The following is a 22,129-nucleotide window of genomic DNA, read 5'->3' as shown; positions in this document are numbered from 1 at the left end:
CCATCTCAAAATGCGAGTGCCAGCAGTGCCTGTCGGGGGCTAAATATACCCCCCGACTTCTGAGCAAACATTTCTTTTGTTACACTAAGCACAGTTTCAATTTATTGGTTGATTTAATGCTGTATTTAGGTTGTCCGCAGTGGTCTAGCACCGCATGGAAAGGAAATTTACTCTCTAGCCACTGTAAAAGCGCCGACATGCTCAGTGAGTATGCGCAAAGCTTTAATTCAGTCGAGGGCAACACCAGTTTTTATGCTGACCCAAGTCATGAGTCATTATTGCGCTGGCATGATGCGGTACCCGAAGATTTTAAATTTACTTTTAAGTTTCATCGTCGTTTTAGTCACGAATTACAACTGACAAATATAAATAATGAACTTAATGCATGGCTAAACTTATTTGAGCCAATCTTTGCTAAAACGGGGCAAGTCATGTTGCAGCTACCCCGCGCCTTTGGACCAGAAGCACTGCCACTGCTTGCTAATTTTATTGCACAACTCCCCAAGCAACTTAGTTACGGTGTAGAAGTACGTCACCCAGGCTTTTTTAACAAAGATGATGCTGAAATTCGTTTAAATCAGCTATTAATTGAAAACAATATAGACCGCATAAGCATGGATACCCGCGCTTTATTTGCTGTACCCGCCGATACCGATGCACTCATTGATGCGCAAAAGAAAAAGCCCTATTTACCGGTGCATGCCATTGCAACAGGAGATCAGCCAATGCTGCGCTTTGTGATTGCCAGCCTTGAACATGAATATAAATCGTATTACCAGCCTTGGCTGAAAAAAGTAAAACAATGGCTTGATGAAGGAAAATCGCCCTATTTGTTTTTTCATACCGCAGATAATCGCCAGTCACCACTTTTAGCAAGACAGTTTTGCCAAGATTTAGGTTACAATCACCCCGTGCTTGCGCCGTTTTTAGGTGAACGCGAAGCAAGCCAAAGCAGTTTATTTTAGCGCCCGATTTATTAGAGAAAAGATGAAAGATTACAGCCGTTATTTTCAAGGTTACCCGCCCCATATCATTGAGCAAGTGTTACAGTTATTTAAGGGTGACAGAGCTGCCAAATACCTAAAAAGCAAATACCCAGATGCACATAGCATTACCAGCGATAAAGCTTTATACAATTACGCCACTGAATTGAAAAAGCGTTACCTTAAAAATGCCCTGCCATTTGGCCGTGCCGCGTTCAAAAAACAAGGCGATATGGTCACAAATGCCTTAGGCACCCATACTTTCCGTATGCAAGGTAAAACCCGAAAACACGACCTTGCCATTAATAGCGATCTACTTCGCGCACCTGAACCACTTCTCAAAGCACTCGTCGTACACGAGCTGGCTCATTTTAAAGAAAAAGACCACAACAAAGCCTTCTATCAACTTTGCTGCCACATGGAACCGCAATACCATCAACTAGAACTGGATTTGAGAATATTCAGTGTGTTGGTAGGTGAAGGGAAAAATCCGTACTAAAGCTATAAGCTAGACTTTAGTTACCTCAAACCTTTTCTGTCCTATCAGCTGACCTGACTCGGTAACCACTTTAACGACCCATTTTCCTGCAGCATTTGCAGGGAAATTCGTTTTATGACTCCAGGCACGATAGCCCTCTTTGCGACCACCAGAAATATCCAAGGCTATGCGGTCAACTTCTTTACGATTATGTACCCATACATGGAAGATTTTTTCATCTAAACCTCGAGGGGCTTTTACCGCACTAAAACTATATAAACCTTTTCCATGCAAGCTCTGCTCAGTGAGTTCTGTTATTGGCGAAAGCGGTTTACGGGCTTGTTCATCAAGCTGATACGACATGCTCATATCAGTTAAACGCAGTGCCGCAGGGGGTACAAAACTGCGTAATTGCCAAAGCCCAGCACTTAAAGCGCAAAGCAATAACACCAACAGTGGGAAACGCCACCATTTCGCATTTGGCATCAAATTGCCAAGACTTGGAATCGTTAAAATAACAGCCGTGATCAGCGCAATTTCAAAACTCTGGCTGGTCGTTAACTTTAATAAAATAGGTAAGGTAACCGACAGCACGACAAATAAAGAGAAGCTATGAAACACACTAAACCAGACACTGTGCCTTGCAAGCTTTTTGTAATAGAGGGGATCAACAACAGAAACGAACGCACAAAGTATAATTAAAGCGGTAAACGCGGCCTGACCATGGTCCCAAGTTGTCACCGCCAAGAAAAATGGTAAGGCAAAAAACAAACTTTCTTGCTGCACAACTTGCAGCGCAAAGCGCATCACGTTGGGCGACACCGCCACACCAAAACGCTCCTCTACTTTATCTCTTAGCCAGTTATCTATTAACAACCACAACCAAGTAACTAATAACAAAATAGAGATAAGCTGCGAAAACGACTCTTTTCGCTCAACAAAGACAAAACTTGCCACACCACTGCAAAAAGCCAACACAGCCATCAACCCCGGCCGCTTCTGCATCATGAAAACAAATTTAGTTATAAAGTTTTTTAAGTAATTCATGCAATCATCAAATCCATTTAAGGCTTAATGAGTAAAGCATAAATTGGATGAATGTAGGCTTTAAAAGGAGCTTTAAGTTCAGCTTTAAGCCAAGACTAGTTACTCAACTGCATCGATTATGAGGGGTCGTAAATAACAATTTCACTCAACCACCAGTTAAGTTCATCGTCAATTTGCCATACCTCACATGAATTCAGCTGTTTTAAAATTACCTGCTTACCAGACTGGCAACTAATTGCTTTTAATACAAGATTACCATTTTCCCAAAGTGTTGCTCTTGCTATAAGGCCATTGCCTTTAATTTCAATGTATTGAGCTTTAATTGGCTCACCCAATTGAGCAGAAATAACAATCTTGAATTTTTCAGTTGTCAAAATTTTAGATTTTGAACTTCTCCAATGTTCTAATTCTTGCAGCACGATTTCCCTCAAAAAAGAATGTAAGTAATTGCTAACATGGATATATATTTTGTTCATACCAATATAGCTTAAAAGACCTTTAAGCTAATGAGTCAAAACAAATTTCCGTATAACTCTCATGTGAAATACCTAGGGTAAATTTGCCATACTCAGCTTGATTAGATTCGGTATATTCGAGCCAAAGTTGTTTTGCTTCTAACAAATCGGAAATATTATCAGTCTCTCGGACTCCATTAAGTACAACATATAAAGTCTCTGATTGAGCTTGGAATGTCACAAACACTTGAAACTCATTCCCAGTGCGTTTTAACTTCACTTCATCGACAATAACATCTTGGTATATGTGATTAAATTTCAATTCAACTGCCTATTGAGTTATTTCAGTTATTTAATTTATGTATAACGCACCAAAGCATTAACTTAATAAAAGCTGCAAAACCATATTTCAAACTCCGAGTTTAGTGCCCTCAATTGAATTTTACAGTTGCAATATGCTTAATATAAAGCACTGAGTGTTTAGCATTTTAAACACAAAAAAGCGCGGTCTGACCCGCGCCTCTATTGTATCTGACGGCTGATAGCTGATAGCTCAAGTCTTTGGTTTACAAACCAAGTTCTGCCATAAAATCATCATCTGCATCGTCTGCTTGTGATGATGCTTTTTGCTTTTCAGCTTTTTGTTTAGCTTCGTTCTCAATGATGTCATCTGGGTCAACGGCTTCTGAAATATCAAAGTCATGTAGCTTGATGAATTCAGTTTTATCCATTGCCAGCTCAAGATAGAAGATATTTTGCTTAGCTGTGGTGAATGTCACACGGCGTGCTTGCGGTCTATCCATGGTAGTATCAACAGAGATTTGCACCTGCTTGTTAATTGCCATCATCTTAGGTTGGTTTTGCGTGATAGAAGTATGCAGCTGGTCACGTACTTTTGACGTAAAGTCACCAACGATTTGGTTCATCAGCTCTCCGAGTACGTTCGCCACATCATCTGATAAATGGCTTTGTGCAATTTCGTCTTCTGGCATACCCATGTTACGCATGTAATCATGGTAAATTTCCATGGCTGCTTGCGCTGTGAAGTTTGTTACCACAAGACCGGTAAAGCCACCATCGAACAATACAAAACAGCCAATATCTGGGCGCATACAGGTGCGGGTGATTTTTTGAACCATAGCAGAATAACTAATACCGTTACCACTTGCTGAAGACAGAACTCCAGTCACTGAATGACACAGAGTTGATAAGATATCTTCTGTACTGATCACTTTGCTTTTTGTCATTAAACTTCTCTTTTTTGTACTTGTTATTGATAATTCTAGCCAAGCTACTGAATTTATCACTGACTATCCAGTTAAAAATGCTAAAATAGCGGTATTATTTTTTAAAGAGACTGTTCACGTGACGCAAAAAGACAGTATTTATGCCACTGAGCAAGCGGTTAAAGACTTTAGCTTTGACCAACATGTAGTAGAAGTTTTCCCTGATATGATCCAGCGTTCGGTGCCGGGTTACGCAACCATTGTTAGCACCATAGGTAAACTGGCTGGCGAATACGCGCAAAGTAATTCAAACCTATACGACCTAGGCTGTTCACTTGGTGCTGTAACGTTAAGTATGCGCCGTAATATTCGCACCGATAACTGTAATATTATTGCCGTCGATAACTCAGAAGCGATGGTTGAACGCTGTAAATTACATTTACAAGGTTTTCGCTCTGACGTGCCGGTCACTGTCACGCTGGGTGATATAAACGATTTAGCAATCGAAAATGCTTCTGTGGTAGCGATGAACTTTACACTACAGTTTATTCCACCTGAAAAGCGCCAAGCAGTGCTTGAAAAGATTTATGCAAATTTAAAACCTGGCGGCGTTTTGCTGCTTAGCGAAAAAATTAGAGGTGAAAATGAGCAATGCGATAATTTGCTCATTGATTTGCACCATGATTTTAAACGTCACAACGGCTATTCAGAGCTGGAGATCAGCCAAAAGCGCACGGCTATCGAAAATGTCATGCGCCCTGATCATTTATCTACCCACTTAAACCGATTAAGTGAAATTGGTTTTAGCCAAACGCAAGTGTGGTATCAATGTTTTAACTTCTGCTCGATGATTGCAATCAAGTAATCATCACAACGATATAAAGAGTATTTCATGTCTCAATGGTTTAACCAATTTTACGCTGCGATTGCACAAAGCCCGCTTAGCCACTGGCTCGAAACTTTGCCTGGCCAATTAAAGCACTGGGAACTAGAAGCTAGCCACGGTGATTTACCAAAATGGCAAAAAGTGCTGAAAAACTTACCTGAGGTAAGCACAAACCATGTGAACCTTCAGGATAAAGTACAAATTGGCACCGGTGATGAGCTATCTGAAGGCCAGCAAAAACAGTTAACGCATTTATTAAAGCGCATGATGCCATGGCGTAAAGGACCATTCAGCTTACACGGTATCGAGATTGATACTGAGTGGCGCAGTGATTGGAAATGGGATCGTTTACTGCCTCATATTGAACCGTTAAAAGGCCGCACTGTGCTTGATATTGGCTGTGGCTCAGGTTATCACTTGTGGCGCATGCGCGGTGAAGGCGCTAATTTTGTAGTGGGCATTGATCCATCCGATTTATTCTTATGCCAATTCCAAGCGATAAAGCATTATCATCAAGATGACAACGTGCACTTATTGCCGCTAGGTGTAGAAGCCCTGCCAGAGCTAAAAGCATTCGATACAGTATTTTCGATGGGTGTTTTATATCACCGTCGTTCACCTATCGACTTTTTAGCACAATTAAAAGCACAGCTTCGCCCAGGGGGTGAGTTAGTTCTTGAAACTTTGGTTGTTGAAGGTGACGAACACACAGTTTTAGTGCCAACCGACCGTTATGCGAAAATGCGTAATGTATGGTTTATCCCAAGCACCACCGCATTAAAACTATGGATGGAGCGCGTTGGTTTTAAATATGTGCAAGTAAAAGACTGCGCAATCACAACGCTTGAAGAACAACGCAAAACCCAGTGGATGGAAAACGAATCATTAGTCGACTTTTTAGACCCAAATGACACCAGCAAAACCATCGAAGGTTACCCAGCCCCTCTTCGCGCTATTTTAACCGCGAAAGCTTAACAAATATCAGTTACAAGGCTGAAGGGTCATTTGCTTGATACTTTAGCCTTGTAACTTGAAAGCAAAAAAAACCGGACAACTGTCCTTGTCAAGTCGGTTAAAGTGATTTTTCAACTAGCCGCGCCATTGCAATTGTTGTAAAATACGCGCGTTTCTAAGCAACCCACATGCAACTTTTTTGAGGAAAACCTGTGAGCGAACAAAAACAGTCTCTTAGCTATAAAGACGCGGGCGTAGATATCGATGCCGGTAATGCACTTGTTGAGCGTATTAAAGGCGTAGTTAAAAAAACCAGACGTCCTGAAGTAATGGGCGGTATCGGTGGTTTTGGCGCACTTTGCGAACTACCAACTGGCTATAAAGAGCCTGTACTGGTTGCTGGCACAGACGGTGTTGGTACAAAACTACGTTTAGCAATCGATCTTAAAAAGCACGACACAGTGGGTATCGACCTTGTTGCTATGTGTGTAAACGACCTTATTGTACAAGGTGCAGAGCCACTATTTTTCCTTGATTACTATGCAACTGGTAAATTAGACGTAGATACTGCGGCTGATGTTGTAACAGGTATTGGTAAAGGCTGTGAGCTTTCTGGCTGTGCATTAATCGGTGGTGAAACTGCTGAAATGCCAGGTATGTACGACGGCGAAGACTATGACATGGCTGGTTTCTGTACTGGTGTGGTAGAAAAATCAAAAATTATCGACGGTACTAAAGTTGCTGCAGGCGACCAATTAATCGCACTTGCATCAAGTGGTCCTCATTCAAACGGTTTCTCATTAATTCGTAAAGTCCTTGAAGTATCTGGCGCAGACACAAGCGCTGAACTTGAAGGCAAAGCACTTGGCGATCACCTTTTAGAGCCAACTCGCATCTACGTTAAACAATTACTTGAGCTATTCAAGCAAGTTGATGTACACGCGTTATCTCACATCACAGGTGGTGGCTTCTGGGAAAACATCCCGCGCGTACTTCCTGAGTCTGCAAAAGCAGTAATCAAAGGCGACAGCTGGGAATGGCCTGTAGTTTTCAACTGGTTACAAGAAAACGGCAACATCACAACACACGAAATGTACCGTACATTCAACTGTGGTGTAGGCATGGTATTAGTTGTTCCAGCTGACAAACTTGAGCAAAGCTTAACAATTCTTAAAGATCTTGGCGAAAATGCATGGCATATCGGTGAGATTCAAGATGCGAAAGCAGGCGAAGAGCAAGTAGAAATTTTAGGTGGTCGTGACTAATGACCCCTTGTCGTCTTGTTGTATTAATTTCTGGTAGCGGTTCTAACCTTCAAGCCATCATTGACGCGTGTGCGCGTGGTGAAATTAAGGCCGAAATCGCCGCTGTAATTAGTAATAAAGCCGACGCCTATGGCCTTGAGCGAGCAAAAAATGCAGGTATACAAACTCGTGTACTTAGCCATAAAGATTTTGACTCGCGCGAGGCCTATGATGCTGAGTTAATGGACATTATTGACAATTTTGAACCAAATCTAGTTGTATTAGCTGGTTTTATGCGTATTCTTACTCCTAGCTTAGTGCAAAAATTTAAGGGAAAAATGTTGAACATTCACCCTTCTTTGTTGCCTAAGTACCAAGGGCTGAATACCCACCAACGAGCGATAGATGCAAAAGATGACGTTCATGGTGTTAGTGTTCACTTTGTCACAGAAGAGCTAGACGGCGGTCCCGTTGTTCTTCAAGCCAAAGTTCCGGTACTCGAAAGCGATACCGCAGAGACACTCGCACAACGTGTTCATCAGCAAGAACATATAATCTATCCATTGGTGGTCAAGTGGTTCAGTGAACAACGACTCAAGATGGAAGCAGATTATGCAGTTTTTGACGAAAAGAAACTTCCTGCACACGGCGCGCACTACCCAGAATAAAAATCTAAGTGCCCTACTTGCTTGTGTGGGCACTTTATTACTTCCTACCAGTGTTTTAGCTGGCGACCTCACTCAATACCAAGCAGAATACGATGTACTTCGTAAAGGCGAAACCCATGGTAAAGCAGTCCGCGAGCTTAAAAGAGCCGCAGACGGTAATTACGTGATCACTTATCACAGTGAAATCGAATGGATGATTTTTTCGGACTCACGAAAAGAAACATCAATGTTTACTTATCATGATCACAAAATCTCTCCAGTAAGTTACACTATGGAGCGCTCGGGAACAGGGCCTGATAAAGAATACAGCTTAAAATTTGATTCAACTCAAAAGCAAGTGCAAAGCAATCAAAGTAAATACCCACTTAAAATTGATTGGTCTGATGATTTTCAAGATTCACTGTCTTATCAAGTACAAGTTCGAGAAGAACTAAAACAAGGCAAAACGCAATTATCGTATCCATTGATTGATAAAAAAGGTAATCTGCGAAATTACGACTTTGAAGTTGTGGGCACAGAAATGATTTCGCTGCCAATTGGTAATGTAGAAGCCATTAAAGTAAAACGTTTATACGATAACGATAAGCGTCAAGCGCTAGCTTGGTTTGCTCCTGAAATGGACTACATGTTAGTTCGTATGTGGAAAGGTGAAAAAGGGGTAGAACAATTTGAAGTGCAACTTAATTCATTCACTGTGACCACGCCAGTCTCGTTAACAAATGAAGAAAGTAAAGAAGCGCCCTAATAGCGCTTCATTCTTTTTTAGATTTTTTCGCCCATTTTAAACAGTGCAAACTCACCCGGTTCCATTTTTTGCCAGCGCTCGTCATTGGTGAGTGGTCTTGTCGCAATGACAGTAACCACATCATTCGGTGTGGTTTCTTTTTGAAAATCGACCACCATATCAGCATCAATTAATGTTGCTTTACCAAACGGTGCTCGACGAGTGATCCAATGTAAGTTATTGGTACAATAAGCTAAAACATACACACCATCGGTAAGTAGCATGTTAAATACGCCTTTTTCACGCAGTGTGTGAGCAAGCTTAGCAGCATAACGAAATACAGATGCCATATTTGATGGGCGCTTAGGGTATTTTTCGCGAATTTTATCGAGCAACCAACAAAACGCTAGCTCACTGTCGGTATTACCCACTGGCCGATAATAATCTGGCTTTAAATCATGATAATTCGATAATTGCCCGTTGTGAGCATAGGTAATTTCGCGTCCCCACAACTCTCGGGTAAATGGATGAGTGTTTTCAAGACATACACGGCCACGATTACCTTGGCGAATATGACTTATCACCGAAATACTTTTTATTGGATACGCTTTAACGAGTTTAGCAATTTCTGATTGGCAACTTGGCTCTGGATCTTTAAATGTACGACAGCCTTTACCTTCATAAAAGGTGATGCCCCAGCCATCTTTATGTGGGCCAGTATTACCACCCCGCTCTAATAATCCTGAAAAACTGAAACAAATATCCGTTGGTACATTGGCCGACATGCCAAGCAACTCACACATAGAACTCTTAACCTATAAAACTAATCGAAGGAAAGGCATGATGGGCTGATCCCTGCCTGCGCTCATTGTTAAACATAGCGCTAAAGATGGCAACTGCTATGCTGAGATTTTCAGAACTATCTGAGCAATTCACAACTAATAGCTGTTTTAGCGGCGCTGATTATCAGTAATTACTCAACAATTTCTAATTTGCTGTAAATCTTTTTGCACTGATAGTCATTTTTAAATGAATAAAACTCACTGAACAGACTGTTTTAATCTCTGTTCTGCTCTTGATAATTCGCTTTTCTAGCGCTACTCTAAAAGAGGTGGTCTGACCTCTATTAAGGAATAATCAATGACTCTCATATTTTTACTTGGTTTACTCGTGCTGCTTAGTATTGCGAGTTACCACAGAGCAAGCTGGAATACCTGCTTAGGTATTACCATTGCGACTTTACTTGTTGGCACATTTGCTGGCGCGTTTGGCGCAATTAGTTGGCTACTATTCTTACTTATCGCTGTGCCACTTTCTGTGACTGGCGTTCGTCAACAATACATCATTAAACCTATTTTTGCTGCTTTCAAAAAAGTAACACCGACTATGTCGGATACTGAAAAATCAGCAATCGATGCCGGTACTACGTGGTGGGAAGCGGATCTGTTTTGTGGTCGTCCTGACTGGAACAAATTACACCAATACCCAGCTCCTAAACTGACTATCGAAGAACAAGCATTTATTGATGGTCCTGTTGAAGAAGTGTGTAGTATGCTAGATGACTGGCACGCAACTCACGAACTAACTGATTTACCGCAAGATGTTTGGCAATATCTAAAAGATAATAAGTTCTTTGCCATGATCATCAAAAAAGAATACGGCGGTTTAGAGTTTTCTGCCTATGCACAATCATGTGTACTGCAAAAACTAACAAGTAAATCAACGTTGCTATCTTCTATCGTAGGTGTACCTAACTCATTAGGTCCGGGCGAATTACTTCAGCACTATGGTACTAAAGAGCAAAAAGATCATTACTTACCACGCTTAGCGAGTGGTCAAGAAATTCCATGTTTTGCGCTAACCTCACCAGAAGCAGGTTCTGACGCAAGTGCAATTCCTGATTACGGTGTTGTTTGTAAAGGTCAATGGAACGGTGAAGAAGTTGTTGGTATTAGCCTAACATGGAACAAGCGTTATATTACTCTTGCTCCTGTTGCAACTGTACTTGGCCTTGCATTTAAATTGCAAGATCCTGACGGTTTACTAGGTGATGACAAAGAACCTGGTATTACCTGTGCGCTGATCCCAACAGATACTCCGGGAGTAGAAATTGGCCGTCGTCACTTCCCGCTAAACGTACCATTCCAAAATGGTCCTACTCGCGGTAAAGATATCTTTGTACCACTTGATTACATCATTGGTGGCCCGAAAATGGCAGGTCAAGGCTGGCGTATGCTTGTTGAATGTTTATCTGTTGGTCGTGCAATCACATTGCCGTCTAACTCTACAGGTGGCATAAAAACAATCGCGCTTGCAACAGGCTCTTACAGCCGTATTCGTCGTCAATTCCGTTTACCAATTGGTCAAATGGAAGGTGTTGAAGAATCAATGGCAAAACTTGCAGGTTACGCATATAGCTCTGATGCTGCAGTTAGTATGTCTACAGGGGCTGTTGACCTTGGTGAAAAACCATCGGTTGTATCTGCAATTATTAAATACCACTTAACTGAGCAAATGCGTGAAGCGACTATTCACGGCATGGATGTTCACGGTGGTAAAGGCATCATGCTTGGTCCAAACAACTATTTAGGTCGTGGCTACCAAGGTGCGCCAATTGCGATTACCGTTGAAGGTGCAAATATCTTAACACGTAACATGATCATCTATGGTCAAGGTGCAATTCGTTGTCATCCATTTGTGTTAACTGAGCTAGGTGCTTGTGCAATTGAAGACCGCGAAGAAGCCCTTGCAGTATTCGATAAAGCGTTAATGGGTCACGTTGGCTTTACTATTTCGAACCTTGTTCGCACTAAGTGGTTAGCATTTACAAATGCACGTTTTACGAGTACGCCGTACAAAGATGAAACCGCTGAGTTTTATCGTGTTGCGTCACGTTTCAGTGCATCGTTAGCATTAATGTCAGATATCAGCATGGCGGTATTTGGTGGTTCATTAAAACGTAAAGAGCGTATCTCTGCACGTTTAGGTGACTTACTAAGCTACTTATACCTTGTATCTGCAACACTTAAACGTTACAACGACGAAGGCCGTAAAAAAGAAGATTTTGCGCTTGTTCAATGGAGCTGCCAAGATCACCTTTACCACTGCCAACGTGCACTAGCTGACTTAATTAACAACATGCCATCTGCCCCACTTCGTGCGATGCTAAAAATCATGTTATTCCCATTCGGTCGTCCAGTTCGTAAGCCTACAGATAAGCTTGAGCACAAACTTGCTCACTTATTACAAGTACCAAGCGAAACTCGTAACCGTTTAGCTAACTACATTTACCTTAAAAACGAGCCGCTTAACCTTGTGGGTCGTCAGGAGCAAACGCTTAAAGACATTCTTGAAGTTGAGCCTTTGTTTGACAAGGTATGCCGTGAAAAAGGCGTGAAACTGCCTTTCTTCCAGCTTGATAAAGTAGCGCAAATGGGCCTTGAAGCAGGTATTTTAAGCCAAGCTGAAGCCGACAAATTAGCTGCTGTTGAAAAAGCCCGTCTTGATGTTATTAACGTTGACGACTTTGACCCAGCTGACTTAGTTGCCGGTAAGGTAGCCCGCGGCGAGAGCGATAAAAAAGCAGACGCCGCTTAAGCTAGCAAAACAATTCCAATTGTTATGAAAAACCAAACCAGCGCAAATTGCGCTGGTTTTTTTTGCACTAAATATTGCTGCAATACACACCATAATGCCCCAATGGGGATGTAAATCAAGTTAGTGCCAAGCATGCTCATAACAACAATTAAAGCCACAGCAAAAAATATAAAGCTCGGTAAAAACTGGCTTATATAAAACGGCTTGTCTTGGTTATTGCTTTGAAAGAACAGCCGGTATTTTTTAAAAACAGATAAGCAATCGAACTGCAGCGAGCTCGTTAGCAACACGCATACTGAAAAAGCCACAGCCTGTATCAAGTCACTAAAGTCATTACGAACTTCAATTAGCTGTAATAAAGCGAGCAAGAATGCTAACAATACTGAGCCACGCCATATTAAGCTCCAGCTGTGCTGTATAAAGTAACTAAGCCAAAATAAAGCAAGCGAGTGTACCTTTAACTTATGACTTTTTCTTAGAGGAGGGAGTAAAATCGAACAACCGAAAATAGCAACAAAACCTAGATAGTATTGCAGTGAAGTTAAACTAACAGGCAGTAATACCAATACAGAACTGAGCAATAAACTATAAATAAGTGCACGAGGCCTATAAAGAACAAATACTCCACTTAGCCACTGCAACAACATAAACAGCATAAAATGAGGCACTTGTAACCATTGCTTTAACGATAGATCTACTGCTATTAGTAAACTGGCAATAAGCCAAGCATTACTTAAAAGTAGTAATTTGCAGTCAACACATACTCGCCAACTGTATTTATAAAGACTTCGCTGAAATGCCCTATTTTGCGAATTTTTAATGGCTGGCGCCATGGCCCATAACATCACTGATTCAAGTAAGAGATAAATCACTGCTAATTTTGCACCGTAAGCAGGTGCTGCATGGCTATCGACTATTTTTCCAAGCCCTAAAAACAACAATAAAACCATGCCAAGGAAAGCTGGGCCCAGTACTAGTGCGAACAACAAACTAAAGCTCTTTAACTGAGACAGCATGCTTTTGAGGGTGGTCGTATATGCTAGGTATCGAAAAGAAAGGAATGACAAGTAACTAGCAAGGGAGTTTATCATAGTGATGTGCACTCAAAACCGTGTTGTATAAACACCTCTGGTTCGTGGCTTGTAATGATGACCTGCCCATTAGGTTTATCATCTAGGTAGCTATCGAGTATGGTCAGCAAAAATTTTATACTTATTTGATCAAGCGCAGCGCTCGGTTCATCTAATAGTAAAAATGGAGCTTGCTTTAAAAAAGCTGTTATAAGCTGACACTTCTTTTGATTGCCACTCGACAAAGCACTAAAGCGAGTATTGAAATGCTCTGTAAAGTTAAATCCAGTTATAAGTTGCTCTGGCATATCTTTCTTTAACGCATTGCAACTAAGTTCAATAATCTGCCGCGCAGTTAAAAAATCTGGCAGCGTAATACGGTCGCTAGCAATTGAAACATCGTTTTGCGGCGACTTTAATGCTTGATTATTATATAAAACAACCCCTGATTGCGGCTTTTCAAGGCCAGCTAGCATCATCAGTAATGTTGTTTTTCCTCTACCATTGGCTGCCTGTAAACAAACCTTTTTATTCTGAAATTGCTTACTGTAGTTTTTGAACACGTGCGCTGAGGCAAAGCGCTTATTGAGGTTGTTAATTTCAATCATGTTTATTCCTTTAATAGTGAAAAAATAATAACACACTCATGTACCTATTCATTTACATGATTTGTAACAAATATCGAACGGGTAAAACTTGCGTTTAGATTATGAACAGGCAACACTTTATAACGAAAAATTAACAAGGAATAATTACAATGAAACCGAGTTTTCAAATAGCAGCAGTTGCATGTGCGCTTAGCCTTGCACTTGCAGGATGTTCACAATCAACCCCATCAACTAGCATCACCGAAAGCGTGCAACAAAGCCAAACTGTTAAACAGTATGATGCTGAAACTTTTTTTGATACAACCTCAATTATGGGCAGCAGCTTTTCACCTAAAGGCGACAAAATACTCGTGAGCAGTGACGAAAGCGGCATTTATAGCCTGTATGAAGTAGATATAAAAACCGCCAAAAAAAAACGCTTAACAGACTTTGAAGACAGTACTTATGCAGTGGCTTATTTCCCTCAAGATGAGCGCGTATTATTTACTAAAGACTCAGGCGGTAACGAGCGTTATCACATCTATGTTCGCGAAACAGATGGCACAGTGAAAGACCTCACCCCTGGTGAAGAAACCCGAGCAGGGTTTGCTGGCTTCACCGAAGACGGTAAACAGTTTTTTATAACCAGCAATCAGCGTGATGCTAAGTTTATGGACCTATATCGTGTTGATGCAAACAGCTATGAAGTAACACCTGTTTATCAAAATACCATGGGCCTTGATGTCGGCGCAATCAGCCCTGACGGCCGCTTTATTGCTTTATCGAAAAACAATTCGAACAAAGACAGCGATGTTTTTATTCTCGATACGCGTAAAAAAACTCTGAAACCAGAGCTCATTACCCGCCATGACGGCGACGCTAAATACGGCCCTGAAACATTTTCAAGAGACAGTAAATCATTGTACTACTCAACTGATGCTAAGGGTGAGTTTGCAGAAGTATGGCGTTATGATTTAACTACCGGTGAGCACAGCCCTGCCCTCAAAGATGAGTGGGATGTAAGCTTTATTTACTTCTCTAAATCTGGCCGTTACCAAGTAAGCGGTGTTAATGCTGATGCAAGCACTAAGGTGTCGATAATCGATACCACCACAGGTAAAGGTATTGCCATGCCATCACTGCCTGCTGGTAACTTACGCGGTGTAAATTTTTCAGCTGATGAAAAAACCATGGCGTTTTACCTAAATTCAGACACCTCTCCAAGCAACCTATTTGTATGGCAAGTCGGTGAGTCGAAAGCTAAACAATTAACCAATACATTAAGTGATGCAATTGATCAAAGTGACTTGGTTGAAAGCACCATTGTGCGCTTTAAAAGCTTTGATGGTTTAGAAATTCCGGGAGTTTTATACAAGCCTAAGCAAGCCAACAGCAACAACAAAGTACCTGCTTTAGTATGGGTGCATGGCGGCCCTGGTGGACAAAGCCGCACTGGATATAGTGCTATGCAGCAACATCTAGTAAATCATGGTTATGCCATTTTTGCAGTCAATAACCGAGGTAGCTCAGGTTACGGTAAAACCTTCTTCCATTTAGATGACAAAAAGCATGGCACTGACGATTTACAAGATATCGTTTACGGTAAAAAACACCTGCAAAGCCTAGATTGGGTCGATGCTGATAAAATTGGCATCATAGGGGGCAGCTATGGTGGTTTTATGACTGCTGCTGCACTTGCCTTCGAACCTGAAGAGTTTAAAGTCGGCATTAATATTTTTGGTGTAACGAATTGGGTTAGAACCTTAAACTCGATTCCACCATGGTGGGAAAGCTTTAAAAAGGCGCTGTATGACGAAATGGGCGACCCCGCGACAGACGGTGAACGTCACCGTGCAATTTCGCCACTATTTCATGCTAAAAACATCACTAAGCCTTTAATGGTGATTCAAGGTGCTAACGACCCTCGCGTTTTACAAGTTGAAAGCGATGAGCTCGTTGCCGCTGTAAAAGCAAATGGTGTGCCTGTCGAATATGTATTATTCGATGATGAAGGCCATGGGTTTACTAAAAAGGAAAACCGTATAAAAGCCTCAAACGCATATCTTGAGTTTTTAAATACCTACTTAGATAAATAGCAGAACTACAAAGATTAAGAGCCGGTTTCTATACCGGCTTTTTTATGCAAAATACCTGTATAGAAGCAAAACTTAGCTATTTACATAGTACTGTATAAAATACTGTATAGCTTTAGCGGTAAATTTCTCACCTTTTTCAACCTTCAACACAAAACCATAACCAATTGTTTAATAACAACTAAATTATTTTAATTAAAATAAAACTGAATTATTGGTTAAAAAATAGCAAAAAAGTACTTGCGCAAGAATACTGTATAAACTACTGTATACACATACTGTATAAACAACCAGTGAGTGAAAGTTATGTTACAGCCAATTACCTTAAGAACAGTTAAAAGCTACCAACAAGATAACGACAAAGCGTCTGTTAACTTAATTCAAATTGAAGACGAAATATCAGCAACCTTTGAACTATTAAAGGTATTGCATCATTACAATAGCCAAAATGCATGGACCCTATTAATTGCTCCTGATCATGTTCCTAGTAAAGCGTTATTAGATTCGTGTTCGATTGATACCAGCAAACTGCTTGTGATAAGACAAAAGCATTTAGTTAACCTTGAGTACGTACTTAGCTCAGCATTACATAACGGTAATTTTGCTGCTGTAATCACATGGACAGATATTGTAAGCAATCATCAACTTGATTCGATGAACTTAAACCTTGAGCAGGCATCTGCTAAGTTTTATTGTTTTACAAAAAGCGCCCAATTAAACAATTTAGTACCGCAGCCACAATAGGCTTGTTAAAATAACAATTTATAGTTTTAGGTAAGTTGTTATGACATCACTCACACACTCCCTTTGTCCTTGTGGCAGCGAATTGACTTACGAGCTTTGCTGCCAACCTTTTCATACAGGTGCAAGCCAAGCTGATAACCCAGAGCAACTTATGCGTTCTCGTTTTAGTGCCTACGCGCTAAAAGATGCTAAATATGTATTTAGTACCTATGCACAAAGCCAGCAAGCCGCTAACCCGGTTCGCGAAATCAAAGATTTTGCTAATAGCTGCCGTTTTACCAAACTCAGTGTTTTAGATACTGAACATAATGATCAAGAAGGTTTTGTAGAATTTAAAGCAAATTACTTTTACCAAAACTTGTATTGTGAGTTACACGAAAAATCGCGTTTTATTAAAGAAGATGGCCTATGGCGTTACCTAGATGGTGATATAACGCCAGTTGCAGATATTAAAATTGGCCGTAATGATGAATGCCCTTGTGGTAGCGGCAAAAAATATAAAAAGTGTCACGCTCTTTAGTTATCATTAACCTGGTAAATCCAGTCTAAGGCTTGGGTAATCGTTGTTGGGAATGCTGTTGCATGGCGTGCCTGAGGGATAACAAATAAATTTGTTGTAACCAGCGCGCCGCTTTGTTTATTAATTTTAGCTGCTAATAGCCTTGCGCCCGAAACCATTTGTTCACCTTCACTTTCCTCAAGTTCTCCGATACCAATATACACTTTAGTTGTTTTGCTCGTGGACACCACAGGTAAAGCTAAAAGGTCATGCTGCTTAAACCACACTGAAGGGCTACCTATGACATAACTAGAAAAAAGCGTAGGCTCAGTAAACAAGGTATAGGCTGCAAATAAACCACCAAGCGAGTTACCGACCAAGGTGTTTTTTTGGCTTGTTCTGTAGTGAGCATCAATATAGGGCAATACGGATTGTTTTAAATAATTGAGGTAGTTTCTTGCTCCCCCAGTCTGTCGCTGCCAATTTTTATCTTCAAATGGGGTGTAGTCATAAATACGGCTATTAAGCCCAGACATGCCTTTTTGGTATCCTATAGCAACGATAATCACCTCTTCAATGGACCCCGAATTCATCATAAAGCGACTAGCACCAGAGGCAATTGGCAAACTATAATTTGCATCTAATAGATACACCACAGGGTAGCGTTTATGACTTTGCTTTTGGTAGCTAGGTGGCAGTTTAATAGTGATTGGGTATTCGTTGTCTGATTGTTTATCTTTAAGCAAAACTGTATCAGTGCGCGGCAACGTAAACGGCTCAGCATCGCTTGAAAAGCTTATTCCGAAAACACTAATCGCTAAAAATAACAATATATAAGGCATAGTTAATCCTTTAGCCACTTCTTAATAGGTAACACCCATTCATCTTTTGGCTTATAAAATGCGCCATGTGAAAGCCCTGTATTGATGCTTATTTCTTCGAACTTGGTTACCTCATTCCTATCAATTAAAAATTGACAAGAGCCAACCTGATCTGAACGTTCAAAGATAGAGTAAACCTTGCCGTAAGCTTTAACTGATGGGAGCTTTTTAATTAAACCAGCACAACCAGCTAAAATAATTAAGTTGATATTTGTACGTTTAAGTTCATTGGCTGCCATTATCGACAATGCCCCACCCCTTGAAAAACCAACCAAACTGATGTTTGATTCAGCAACACCGGCAGTTATTAATGCTTCAACGTCTGCTGCAAGCTTTTCCGCAAACACAAAAGGTTCAGTGCCTTTTGGTCTATGGTAAGCAATTAAATGATAGCTCTCATCTGCAAGCGCTTCTTTTACGGCAACAAAATCATAAATCCCAAAGGTTTTGTGAACAGGCTTAGGGTTATGCCCTTCTACAATAAAACCATGTGAATAAAAAACATAGTGACCATGTGGGTCAATTTCTGTCGGAAACTGGCTGTTAATAGTGCCAGCAAAAGCAGGCATAACCCAACAAACACAGAGTAAAAATACAGTACGCAACACAGACATCCCTATGAAAAATAAAACTACCATTGTTTTAGATAATAACATTATAAAAAATAATACCTTAGCGAACAGCTCTACCCTACTACTATTAATTGAAAATAAATATCAAGTTAGTTCTCGCAAGCTATAACACTATTAAAATAGCAAGTTTCAACTTGAGGTAAATTCATATAATTTCATAACTAAAATACAAACAATTACATGACAACGCTGTCAATTATTTATAGGAAGGCGTATTGTAAAAAAGCGGTTAAATTAATCGCCAATTTTAGACGTCTAGACGTTGAAAAAAATAATTCTAAGGCGTAGTATGTTCGTAATCTGAGTCAGACTCACATTTTTCATGAGATTTTTTAAAGATGATTGATATAAAACACTTAAAAACCATAGCGACCCTTAAAGAAACAGGCTCTTTGGTCAATACAGCGCGTGAGTTATTTCTAACTCAATCGGCTTTATCGCATCAAATTAAAGATCTTGAGAATAAGTTAGATTGCCAACTGTTTGAACGTAAGACACAGCCTGTGCGCTTCACACCACAAGGTATGTTACTTCTGGAACTTGCTAACGAGGTATTACCTCGAGTTGAAGCAACGAAATGTCGCTTAAAGGAAAGCCTGAATCAGCCAATATCAAATTTACGTTTAAGTGTTGAGTGTCATGCCTGCTTTCATTGGTTGCTACCAACCATAAAAGAATTTAATAACTTTTGGCCTGATATTAAAATTGATTACGAGCGCGGCTTTAGTTACGACGCTATCCCAGATTTAATTAATGATGAATTAGATCTAGTGCTGACTTCTGATATCCGTGAACCAGATCAGCTTGAATATGCTCACCTGTTTGATTTTAAATTAAAACTAATCGTTGCACCGGATCATGAATTGGCAAAAAAAGCCTATGTCACGGCCCTTGATTTAAAGAACGAAACAATTATTTCTTACCCTATTCCGCGTGAGCGCCAAGATATCTTTAAACATTTCATTCAAAATGCACGATTTGATGGCACCCTTAAAACTGTTGACCAAGGCTTATTGATTTTCCAATTAGTGAGCGCAGGTATGGGAGTTGCAGCATTACCAGATTGGCTAGTCACCCCTTATGAAAGCCAAGGGCTTATTAAGTCTATTCCGTTAGGTGCATTAGGTCTTACACGCCCTATGTATTTAGCGATGAAAAAAAATATGAAAGATAACCCTGTTTATCGCCACTTTTTAAATACGTGTAAGCAAAATAACGGTCGCTAAAGCAAGGCAAAATAACTAACATAGCATTATCTGTCACAGACAATAGCATTGATATATGTTTGAAATTAAAAAGATCATTGGCTCATTATTAATGCCCCTGCCGTTGTTGGGGCTGCTTACTTTAGTGATGGTATTTTTAGCCATTACACATAAACGCAAAGCACTCTATTTTGGCTTTGTTAGCATTTTAACTTTAATGCTGATAAGCACGCCATTTATTGGCCAGTCATTGATAGCTACAAGCAATAACCCTGCATGGCAATTTAACCAAGCAAAACATCCTAAACTTGATAATATTGTGGTACTTGGCTGCTCAATAATGCCCAACTCGCGCCTTCAAGCAAACCACCAGTTAGGCGATTGTGCGCTTGCTCGCTTACTTGAAGGTGTTAAGCTTGCTCACCATTATCCAAATGCCACCCTCTATGTATCAGGGGGCGGTTTTGCTAATACCACCAATAGTCAACTCATGTTTGAAACAGCAAAAGCGTTAGGTATTTCTGCAACGAGAATTAAACAAAATCCCCTCGCTATGGATACCGCAGAAGAAGCGAAACGACTTGCCATATATTTAGTTGATAAAGAAACTGCCCTAGTCACCTCAGCAAGCCATATGCCGCGAGCGAAAGACTTATTTAATGCACAAGGTGTTGATGTGATCCCAGCGGCAACCGACTTTCAAGATTTTAGTCAGTATCCAACGTATAAACAGTTTATACCTGATGACGCTGTACTTGTTGCAGTGACCAGAGTTGCTCATGAGAAAATTGGCAGTGCATGGGTGAGTGTGCGCCGCTGGATTGATCCAGAGACGCTATAGACTTAATCAGACTGGATTGTCTATGTCGATAAACGTTACATCAAAACCATGCTGCTCAGCTAAAAGTTCGCCTAAGGCTTTAATGCCATAACGCTCAGTAGCATGGTGTCCTGCTGCAAAAAAGTCGATGCCTTGCTCACGTGAACTATGAATAGTCTGCTCAGAGGCTTCACCAGTAAGATAAGCATCAATACCTTGAGCAGCCGCTAAATCAATATACCCTTGTCCACCTCCTGTGCACCAAGCGATGGTTTCGATTTTCTGTTCTCTAACCAAGCTAGTTAATGGTGCACGGTTAAGTACTTGAGTAATTTTGTCGGAAAACTCTTCACCGCTTAACGGTGTTTTTAAACGTCCCTTTACTGGCACACTATTTGGACCTGATTCAAGCCCGCCTGTGAACTCAATATCGAGTAACTTTGCCAATTGTGCGTTATTACCAATGTCGGGGTGAATATCTAGCGGTAAATGATAGCCATATAAATTAATATCATTTTTTAAAAGTGCCGCTATACGGCGCTTTTTCATGCCCGTGATTGGCTGTGATTCCCCTTTCCAGAAATAACCATGGTGTACCAAAATAGTATCTGCATTTTGTGTAATAGCAGCATCAATCAATGCTTGACTTGCTGTGACACCCGTCACTATTTTTTTTACTTCGCTCGCACCTTCAACTTGTAAGCCATTTGGGCAAAAGTCAGCGATAGAATCAGGTTTAAGAATGTCGTTTAATAATTGAGTAAATTGTTTGCGTTGCATATAAAAATCGTCCTTCAACCCTCTATTTTGTGCAAATTTTGGCGTTTATGAGTGAAAAATGGAAGGAAAATCGCAAAAAATTGAAAAGTAAGCTGAAAATAGGTATAAATATATATTCTTAATCTGTGTTTACAACGTATAGGGTCTCTGATGAGCAAACTAGACAAAACAGAAGTGTTAAATGCCTTCGAAGCAGCATACGAAGCAGCGAATGGTAAGAAACCTGAAATCACAACAAAACCTGGTTGGTATAGCATCGACGGTGGCAAAAATATGCGCCTTGCTGATGTTGCAGCGCTGACTGAAGAGCTCACTTCTGGTAAAACAGCTGAGCCTAAAGCAGAAGAAGCACCAAAAGCACCAGCGAAAAAAACCAAAACTAAAACCGCTGCGCCGGCTAAAACAGCTAAGAAAGCATCGTTCACTGTTGTTACAGCAAACGATGATGGTTACAAAGCTGAAGAGCTTTGGATTGTTAACCTAGCTGAAAAAGACCACGATTGTCGTTTACCGCGTGGTGTTGTGTAATTTAATTACACTTAAAAATTTTAAAAAC

General features: G+C 40.6%; 24 protein-coding genes. 14 read left to right on the top strand and 10 right to left on the bottom strand.

Annotation, left to right across the window (positions count from 1 at the left end; all coding sequences use genetic code 11):
• Window positions 1–116 precede the first annotated feature (116 nt).
• Together HCZ11_RS04530 and HCZ11_RS04525 are read left to right on the top strand one after the other, a co-directional pair.
• Window positions 117–965, top strand: coding sequence for a DUF72 domain-containing protein (locus HCZ11_RS04530; RefSeq protein WP_167657771.1), 849 nt, complete (start codon window positions 117–119; stop codon window positions 963–965).
• A gap of 22 nt (window positions 966–987) precedes the next feature.
• Entirely contained in the window at window positions 988–1,482 is a 495-nt protein-coding gene (locus HCZ11_RS04525; RefSeq protein ID WP_130051226.1) for a M48 family metallopeptidase, read from the top strand.
• 9 nt (window positions 1,483–1,491) lie between these two features.
• Here the strand turns inward: HCZ11_RS04525 and HCZ11_RS04520 are convergent, their stop codons facing one another.
• From HCZ11_RS04520 to HCZ11_RS04505, 4 genes are all read right to left on the bottom strand, one after another.
• Window positions 1,492–2,508, bottom strand: a complete 1,017-nt coding sequence (locus HCZ11_RS04520; protein ID WP_167657770.1) for a DUF5924 family protein — start codon at window positions 2,506–2,508, stop codon at window positions 1,492–1,494.
• 116 nt (window positions 2,509–2,624) lie between these two features.
• Window positions 2,625–2,927: a hypothetical protein gene (locus tag HCZ11_RS04515; protein ID WP_167657769.1), complete on the bottom strand. Its 303-nt coding sequence runs from the start codon at window positions 2,925–2,927 to the stop codon at window positions 2,625–2,627.
• 79 nt (window positions 2,928–3,006) lie between these two features.
• A complete protein-coding gene (locus tag HCZ11_RS04510; RefSeq protein ID WP_167657768.1) occupies window positions 3,007–3,285 on the bottom strand; it encodes a hypothetical protein in 279 nt (92 codons plus the stop codon).
• Window positions 3,286–3,529: 244 nt separating this feature from the next.
• Window positions 3,530–4,210 carry a DUF3334 family protein gene (locus HCZ11_RS04505; RefSeq protein WP_063705977.1) on the bottom strand — a complete coding sequence of 227 codons (681 nt, stop codon included), beginning with the start codon at window positions 4,208–4,210 and terminating at the stop codon, window positions 3,530–3,532.
• A 118-nt stretch (window positions 4,211–4,328) separates the two neighbouring features.
• Here HCZ11_RS04505 and cmoA point away from each other — a divergent pair, with 118 nt between their 5' ends.
• The 5 genes from cmoA (at window position 4,329) to HCZ11_RS04480 (ending at window position 8,686) form a co-directional block, all read left to right on the top strand.
• The gene (gene cmoA, locus HCZ11_RS04500; protein WP_063706202.1) at window positions 4,329–5,054 is read left to right on the top strand and encodes a carboxy-S-adenosyl-L-methionine synthase CmoA; all 726 of its coding nucleotides are present in this window, start codon (window positions 4,329–4,331) and stop codon (window positions 5,052–5,054) included.
• 27 nt (window positions 5,055–5,081) lie between these two features.
• Window positions 5,082–6,050 (top strand): tRNA 5-methoxyuridine(34)/uridine 5-oxyacetic acid(34) synthase CmoB, encoded by a 969-nt coding sequence (gene cmoB, locus HCZ11_RS04495; RefSeq protein ID WP_167657767.1) that lies wholly within the window; start codon window positions 5,082–5,084, stop codon window positions 6,048–6,050.
• 191 nt (window positions 6,051–6,241) lie between these two features.
• Window positions 6,242–7,294, top strand: a complete 1,053-nt coding sequence (gene purM / locus HCZ11_RS04490) for a phosphoribosylformylglycinamidine cyclo-ligase (RefSeq protein ID WP_130051224.1) — start codon at window positions 6,242–6,244, stop codon at window positions 7,292–7,294.
• A complete protein-coding gene (purN, locus tag HCZ11_RS04485; protein WP_130051223.1) occupies window positions 7,294–7,941 on the top strand; it encodes a phosphoribosylglycinamide formyltransferase in 648 nt (215 codons plus the stop codon). Before purM ends, purN begins: the two co-directional genes overlap by 1 nt.
• Complete coding sequence (locus tag HCZ11_RS04480) at window positions 7,886–8,686, top strand: DUF3108 domain-containing protein (protein ID WP_130051222.1); 801 nt, start codon at window positions 7,886–7,888, stop codon at window positions 8,684–8,686. The genes purN and HCZ11_RS04480 overlap by 56 nt, the downstream gene beginning before the upstream one ends.
• A gap of 17 nt (window positions 8,687–8,703) precedes the next feature.
• On the opposite strand, the gene HCZ11_RS04475 is transcribed toward HCZ11_RS04480, so the two are convergent.
• Window positions 8,704–9,468, bottom strand: coding sequence for a class II glutamine amidotransferase (locus tag HCZ11_RS04475; RefSeq protein WP_138599717.1), 765 nt, complete (start codon window positions 9,466–9,468; stop codon window positions 8,704–8,706).
• Window positions 9,469–9,805: 337 nt separating this feature from the next.
• Between HCZ11_RS04475 and fadE the strand changes: the two genes are divergently transcribed.
• Window positions 9,806–12,262, top strand: a complete 2,457-nt coding sequence (gene fadE, locus HCZ11_RS04470; RefSeq protein WP_130051220.1) for an acyl-CoA dehydrogenase FadE — start codon at window positions 9,806–9,808, stop codon at window positions 12,260–12,262.
• Here fadE and HCZ11_RS04465 read toward each other — a convergent pair.
• Together HCZ11_RS04465 and HCZ11_RS04460 are read right to left on the bottom strand one after the other, a co-directional pair.
• Window positions 12,259–13,353, bottom strand: coding sequence for a DUF6136 family protein (locus HCZ11_RS04465; RefSeq protein ID WP_167657766.1), 1,095 nt, complete (start codon window positions 13,351–13,353; stop codon window positions 12,259–12,261). The two genes, fadE and HCZ11_RS04465, sit on opposite strands and share 4 nt — an antisense overlap.
• On the bottom strand, window positions 13,350–13,940 hold the full coding sequence (locus HCZ11_RS04460) for an ATP-binding cassette domain-containing protein (protein WP_167657765.1): 591 nt from the start codon (window positions 13,938–13,940) through the stop codon (window positions 13,350–13,352). Before HCZ11_RS04460 ends, HCZ11_RS04465 begins: the two co-directional genes overlap by 4 nt.
• A gap of 149 nt (window positions 13,941–14,089) precedes the next feature.
• On the opposite strand from HCZ11_RS04460, the gene HCZ11_RS04455 reads away from it, so the two are divergent.
• The 3 genes from HCZ11_RS04455 to HCZ11_RS04445 all read left to right on the top strand — a co-directional run bounded on the left by HCZ11_RS04455 (window position 14,090) and on the right by HCZ11_RS04445 (window position 17,276).
• Window positions 14,090–16,015: a S9 family peptidase gene (locus HCZ11_RS04455; protein ID WP_167657764.1), complete on the top strand. Its 1,926-nt coding sequence runs from the start codon at window positions 14,090–14,092 to the stop codon at window positions 16,013–16,015.
• 303 nt (window positions 16,016–16,318) lie between these two features.
• Complete coding sequence (locus tag HCZ11_RS04450) at window positions 16,319–16,756, top strand: SulA-like leucine-rich domain-containing protein (RefSeq protein ID WP_130051218.1); 438 nt, start codon at window positions 16,319–16,321, stop codon at window positions 16,754–16,756.
• A 40-nt stretch (window positions 16,757–16,796) separates the two neighbouring features.
• Complete coding sequence (locus HCZ11_RS04445) at window positions 16,797–17,276, top strand: YchJ family protein (protein ID WP_130051217.1); 480 nt, start codon at window positions 16,797–16,799, stop codon at window positions 17,274–17,276.
• On the opposite strand, the gene HCZ11_RS04440 is transcribed toward HCZ11_RS04445, so the two are convergent.
• Window positions 17,273–18,097, bottom strand: coding sequence for an alpha/beta hydrolase (locus tag HCZ11_RS04440; RefSeq protein ID WP_167657763.1), 825 nt, complete (start codon window positions 18,095–18,097; stop codon window positions 17,273–17,275). The genes HCZ11_RS04445 and HCZ11_RS04440 overlap by 4 nt on opposite strands.
• Before the next feature lie 2 nt (window positions 18,098–18,099).
• Window positions 18,100–18,792 carry an alpha/beta fold hydrolase gene (locus tag HCZ11_RS04435; RefSeq protein WP_175580377.1) on the bottom strand — a complete coding sequence of 231 codons (693 nt, stop codon included), beginning with the start codon at window positions 18,790–18,792 and terminating at the stop codon, window positions 18,100–18,102.
• Window positions 18,793–19,106: 314 nt separating this feature from the next.
• Here HCZ11_RS04435 and HCZ11_RS04430 point away from each other — a divergent pair, with 314 nt between their 5' ends.
• Together HCZ11_RS04430 and HCZ11_RS04425 are read left to right on the top strand one after the other, a co-directional pair.
• Entirely contained in the window at window positions 19,107–19,994 is an 888-nt protein-coding gene (locus tag HCZ11_RS04430) for a LysR substrate-binding domain-containing protein (protein ID WP_054551603.1), read from the top strand.
• Window positions 19,995–20,049: 55 nt separating this feature from the next.
• Window positions 20,050–20,814 (top strand): YdcF family protein, encoded by a 765-nt coding sequence (locus tag HCZ11_RS04425; protein ID WP_167657762.1) that lies wholly within the window; start codon window positions 20,050–20,052, stop codon window positions 20,812–20,814.
• A 6-nt stretch (window positions 20,815–20,820) separates the two neighbouring features.
• Here the strand turns inward: HCZ11_RS04425 and HCZ11_RS04420 are convergent, their stop codons facing one another.
• On the bottom strand, window positions 20,821–21,573 hold the full coding sequence (locus HCZ11_RS04420) for a Nif3-like dinuclear metal center hexameric protein (protein WP_130051214.1): 753 nt from the start codon (window positions 21,571–21,573) through the stop codon (window positions 20,821–20,823).
• Window positions 21,574–21,723: 150 nt separating this feature from the next.
• On the opposite strand from HCZ11_RS04420, the gene HCZ11_RS04415 reads away from it, so the two are divergent.
• A complete protein-coding gene (locus HCZ11_RS04415) occupies window positions 21,724–22,101 on the top strand; it encodes a hypothetical protein (protein ID WP_054561783.1) in 378 nt (125 codons plus the stop codon).
• Window positions 22,102–22,129 lie beyond the last annotated feature (28 nt).

Origin of the sequence: Pseudoalteromonas sp. HF66 (assembly GCF_011806445.1) — a bacterium.
In the GTDB taxonomy this organism is placed as follows: domain Bacteria; phylum Pseudomonadota; class Gammaproteobacteria; order Enterobacterales; family Alteromonadaceae; genus Pseudoalteromonas; species Pseudoalteromonas apostichopi.
This window is presented reverse-complemented; position numbering and strand designations above follow the sequence as displayed.

Excerpts from the sequence above, each read along its gene's own strand:
- fadE (WP_130051220.1), top strand. The coding sequence starts at position 9,806 with ATGACTCTCATATTTTTACTTGGTTTACTCGTGCTGCTTAGTATTGCG.
- HCZ11_RS04420 (WP_130051214.1), bottom strand. The coding sequence starts at position 21,573 with ATGCAACGCAAACAATTTACTCAATTATTAAACGACATTCTTAAACCT.
- HCZ11_RS04430 (WP_054551603.1), top strand. The coding sequence starts at position 19,107 with ATGATTGATATAAAACACTTAAAAACCATAGCGACCCTTAAAGAAACA.
- HCZ11_RS04530 (WP_167657771.1), top strand. The coding sequence starts at position 117 with ATGCTGTATTTAGGTTGTCCGCAGTGGTCTAGCACCGCATGGAAAGGA.
- purN (WP_130051223.1), top strand. The coding sequence starts at position 7,294 with ATGACCCCTTGTCGTCTTGTTGTATTAATTTCTGGTAGCGGTTCTAAC.
- HCZ11_RS04505 (WP_063705977.1), bottom strand. The coding sequence starts at position 4,210 with ATGACAAAAAGCAAAGTGATCAGTACAGAAGATATCTTATCAACTCTG.
- HCZ11_RS04455 (WP_167657764.1), top strand. The coding sequence starts at position 14,090 with ATGAAACCGAGTTTTCAAATAGCAGCAGTTGCATGTGCGCTTAGCCTT.
- HCZ11_RS04450 (WP_130051218.1), top strand. The coding sequence starts at position 16,319 with ATGTTACAGCCAATTACCTTAAGAACAGTTAAAAGCTACCAACAAGAT.
- HCZ11_RS04445 (WP_130051217.1), top strand. The coding sequence starts at position 16,797 with ATGACATCACTCACACACTCCCTTTGTCCTTGTGGCAGCGAATTGACT.
- HCZ11_RS04440 (WP_167657763.1), bottom strand. The coding sequence starts at position 18,097 with ATGCCTTATATATTGTTATTTTTAGCGATTAGTGTTTTCGGAATAAGC.
- HCZ11_RS04465 (WP_167657766.1), bottom strand. The coding sequence starts at position 13,353 with ATGATAAACTCCCTTGCTAGTTACTTGTCATTCCTTTCTTTTCGATAC.
- HCZ11_RS04480 (WP_130051222.1), top strand. The coding sequence starts at position 7,886 with ATGCAGTTTTTGACGAAAAGAAACTTCCTGCACACGGCGCGCACTACC.
- cmoB (WP_167657767.1), top strand. The coding sequence starts at position 5,082 with ATGTCTCAATGGTTTAACCAATTTTACGCTGCGATTGCACAAAGCCCG.
- HCZ11_RS04460 (WP_167657765.1), bottom strand. The coding sequence starts at position 13,940 with ATGATTGAAATTAACAACCTCAATAAGCGCTTTGCCTCAGCGCACGTG.
- HCZ11_RS04475 (WP_138599717.1), bottom strand. The coding sequence starts at position 9,468 with ATGTGTGAGTTGCTTGGCATGTCGGCCAATGTACCAACGGATATTTGT.
- HCZ11_RS04520 (WP_167657770.1), bottom strand. The coding sequence starts at position 2,508 with ATGAATTACTTAAAAAACTTTATAACTAAATTTGTTTTCATGATGCAG.
- HCZ11_RS04415 (WP_054561783.1), top strand. The coding sequence starts at position 21,724 with ATGAGCAAACTAGACAAAACAGAAGTGTTAAATGCCTTCGAAGCAGCA.
- HCZ11_RS04425 (WP_167657762.1), top strand. The coding sequence starts at position 20,050 with ATGTTTGAAATTAAAAAGATCATTGGCTCATTATTAATGCCCCTGCCG.
- HCZ11_RS04525 (WP_130051226.1), top strand. The coding sequence starts at position 988 with ATGAAAGATTACAGCCGTTATTTTCAAGGTTACCCGCCCCATATCATT.
- HCZ11_RS04435 (WP_175580377.1), bottom strand. The coding sequence starts at position 18,792 with ATGTTATTATCTAAAACAATGGTAGTTTTATTTTTCATAGGGATGTCT.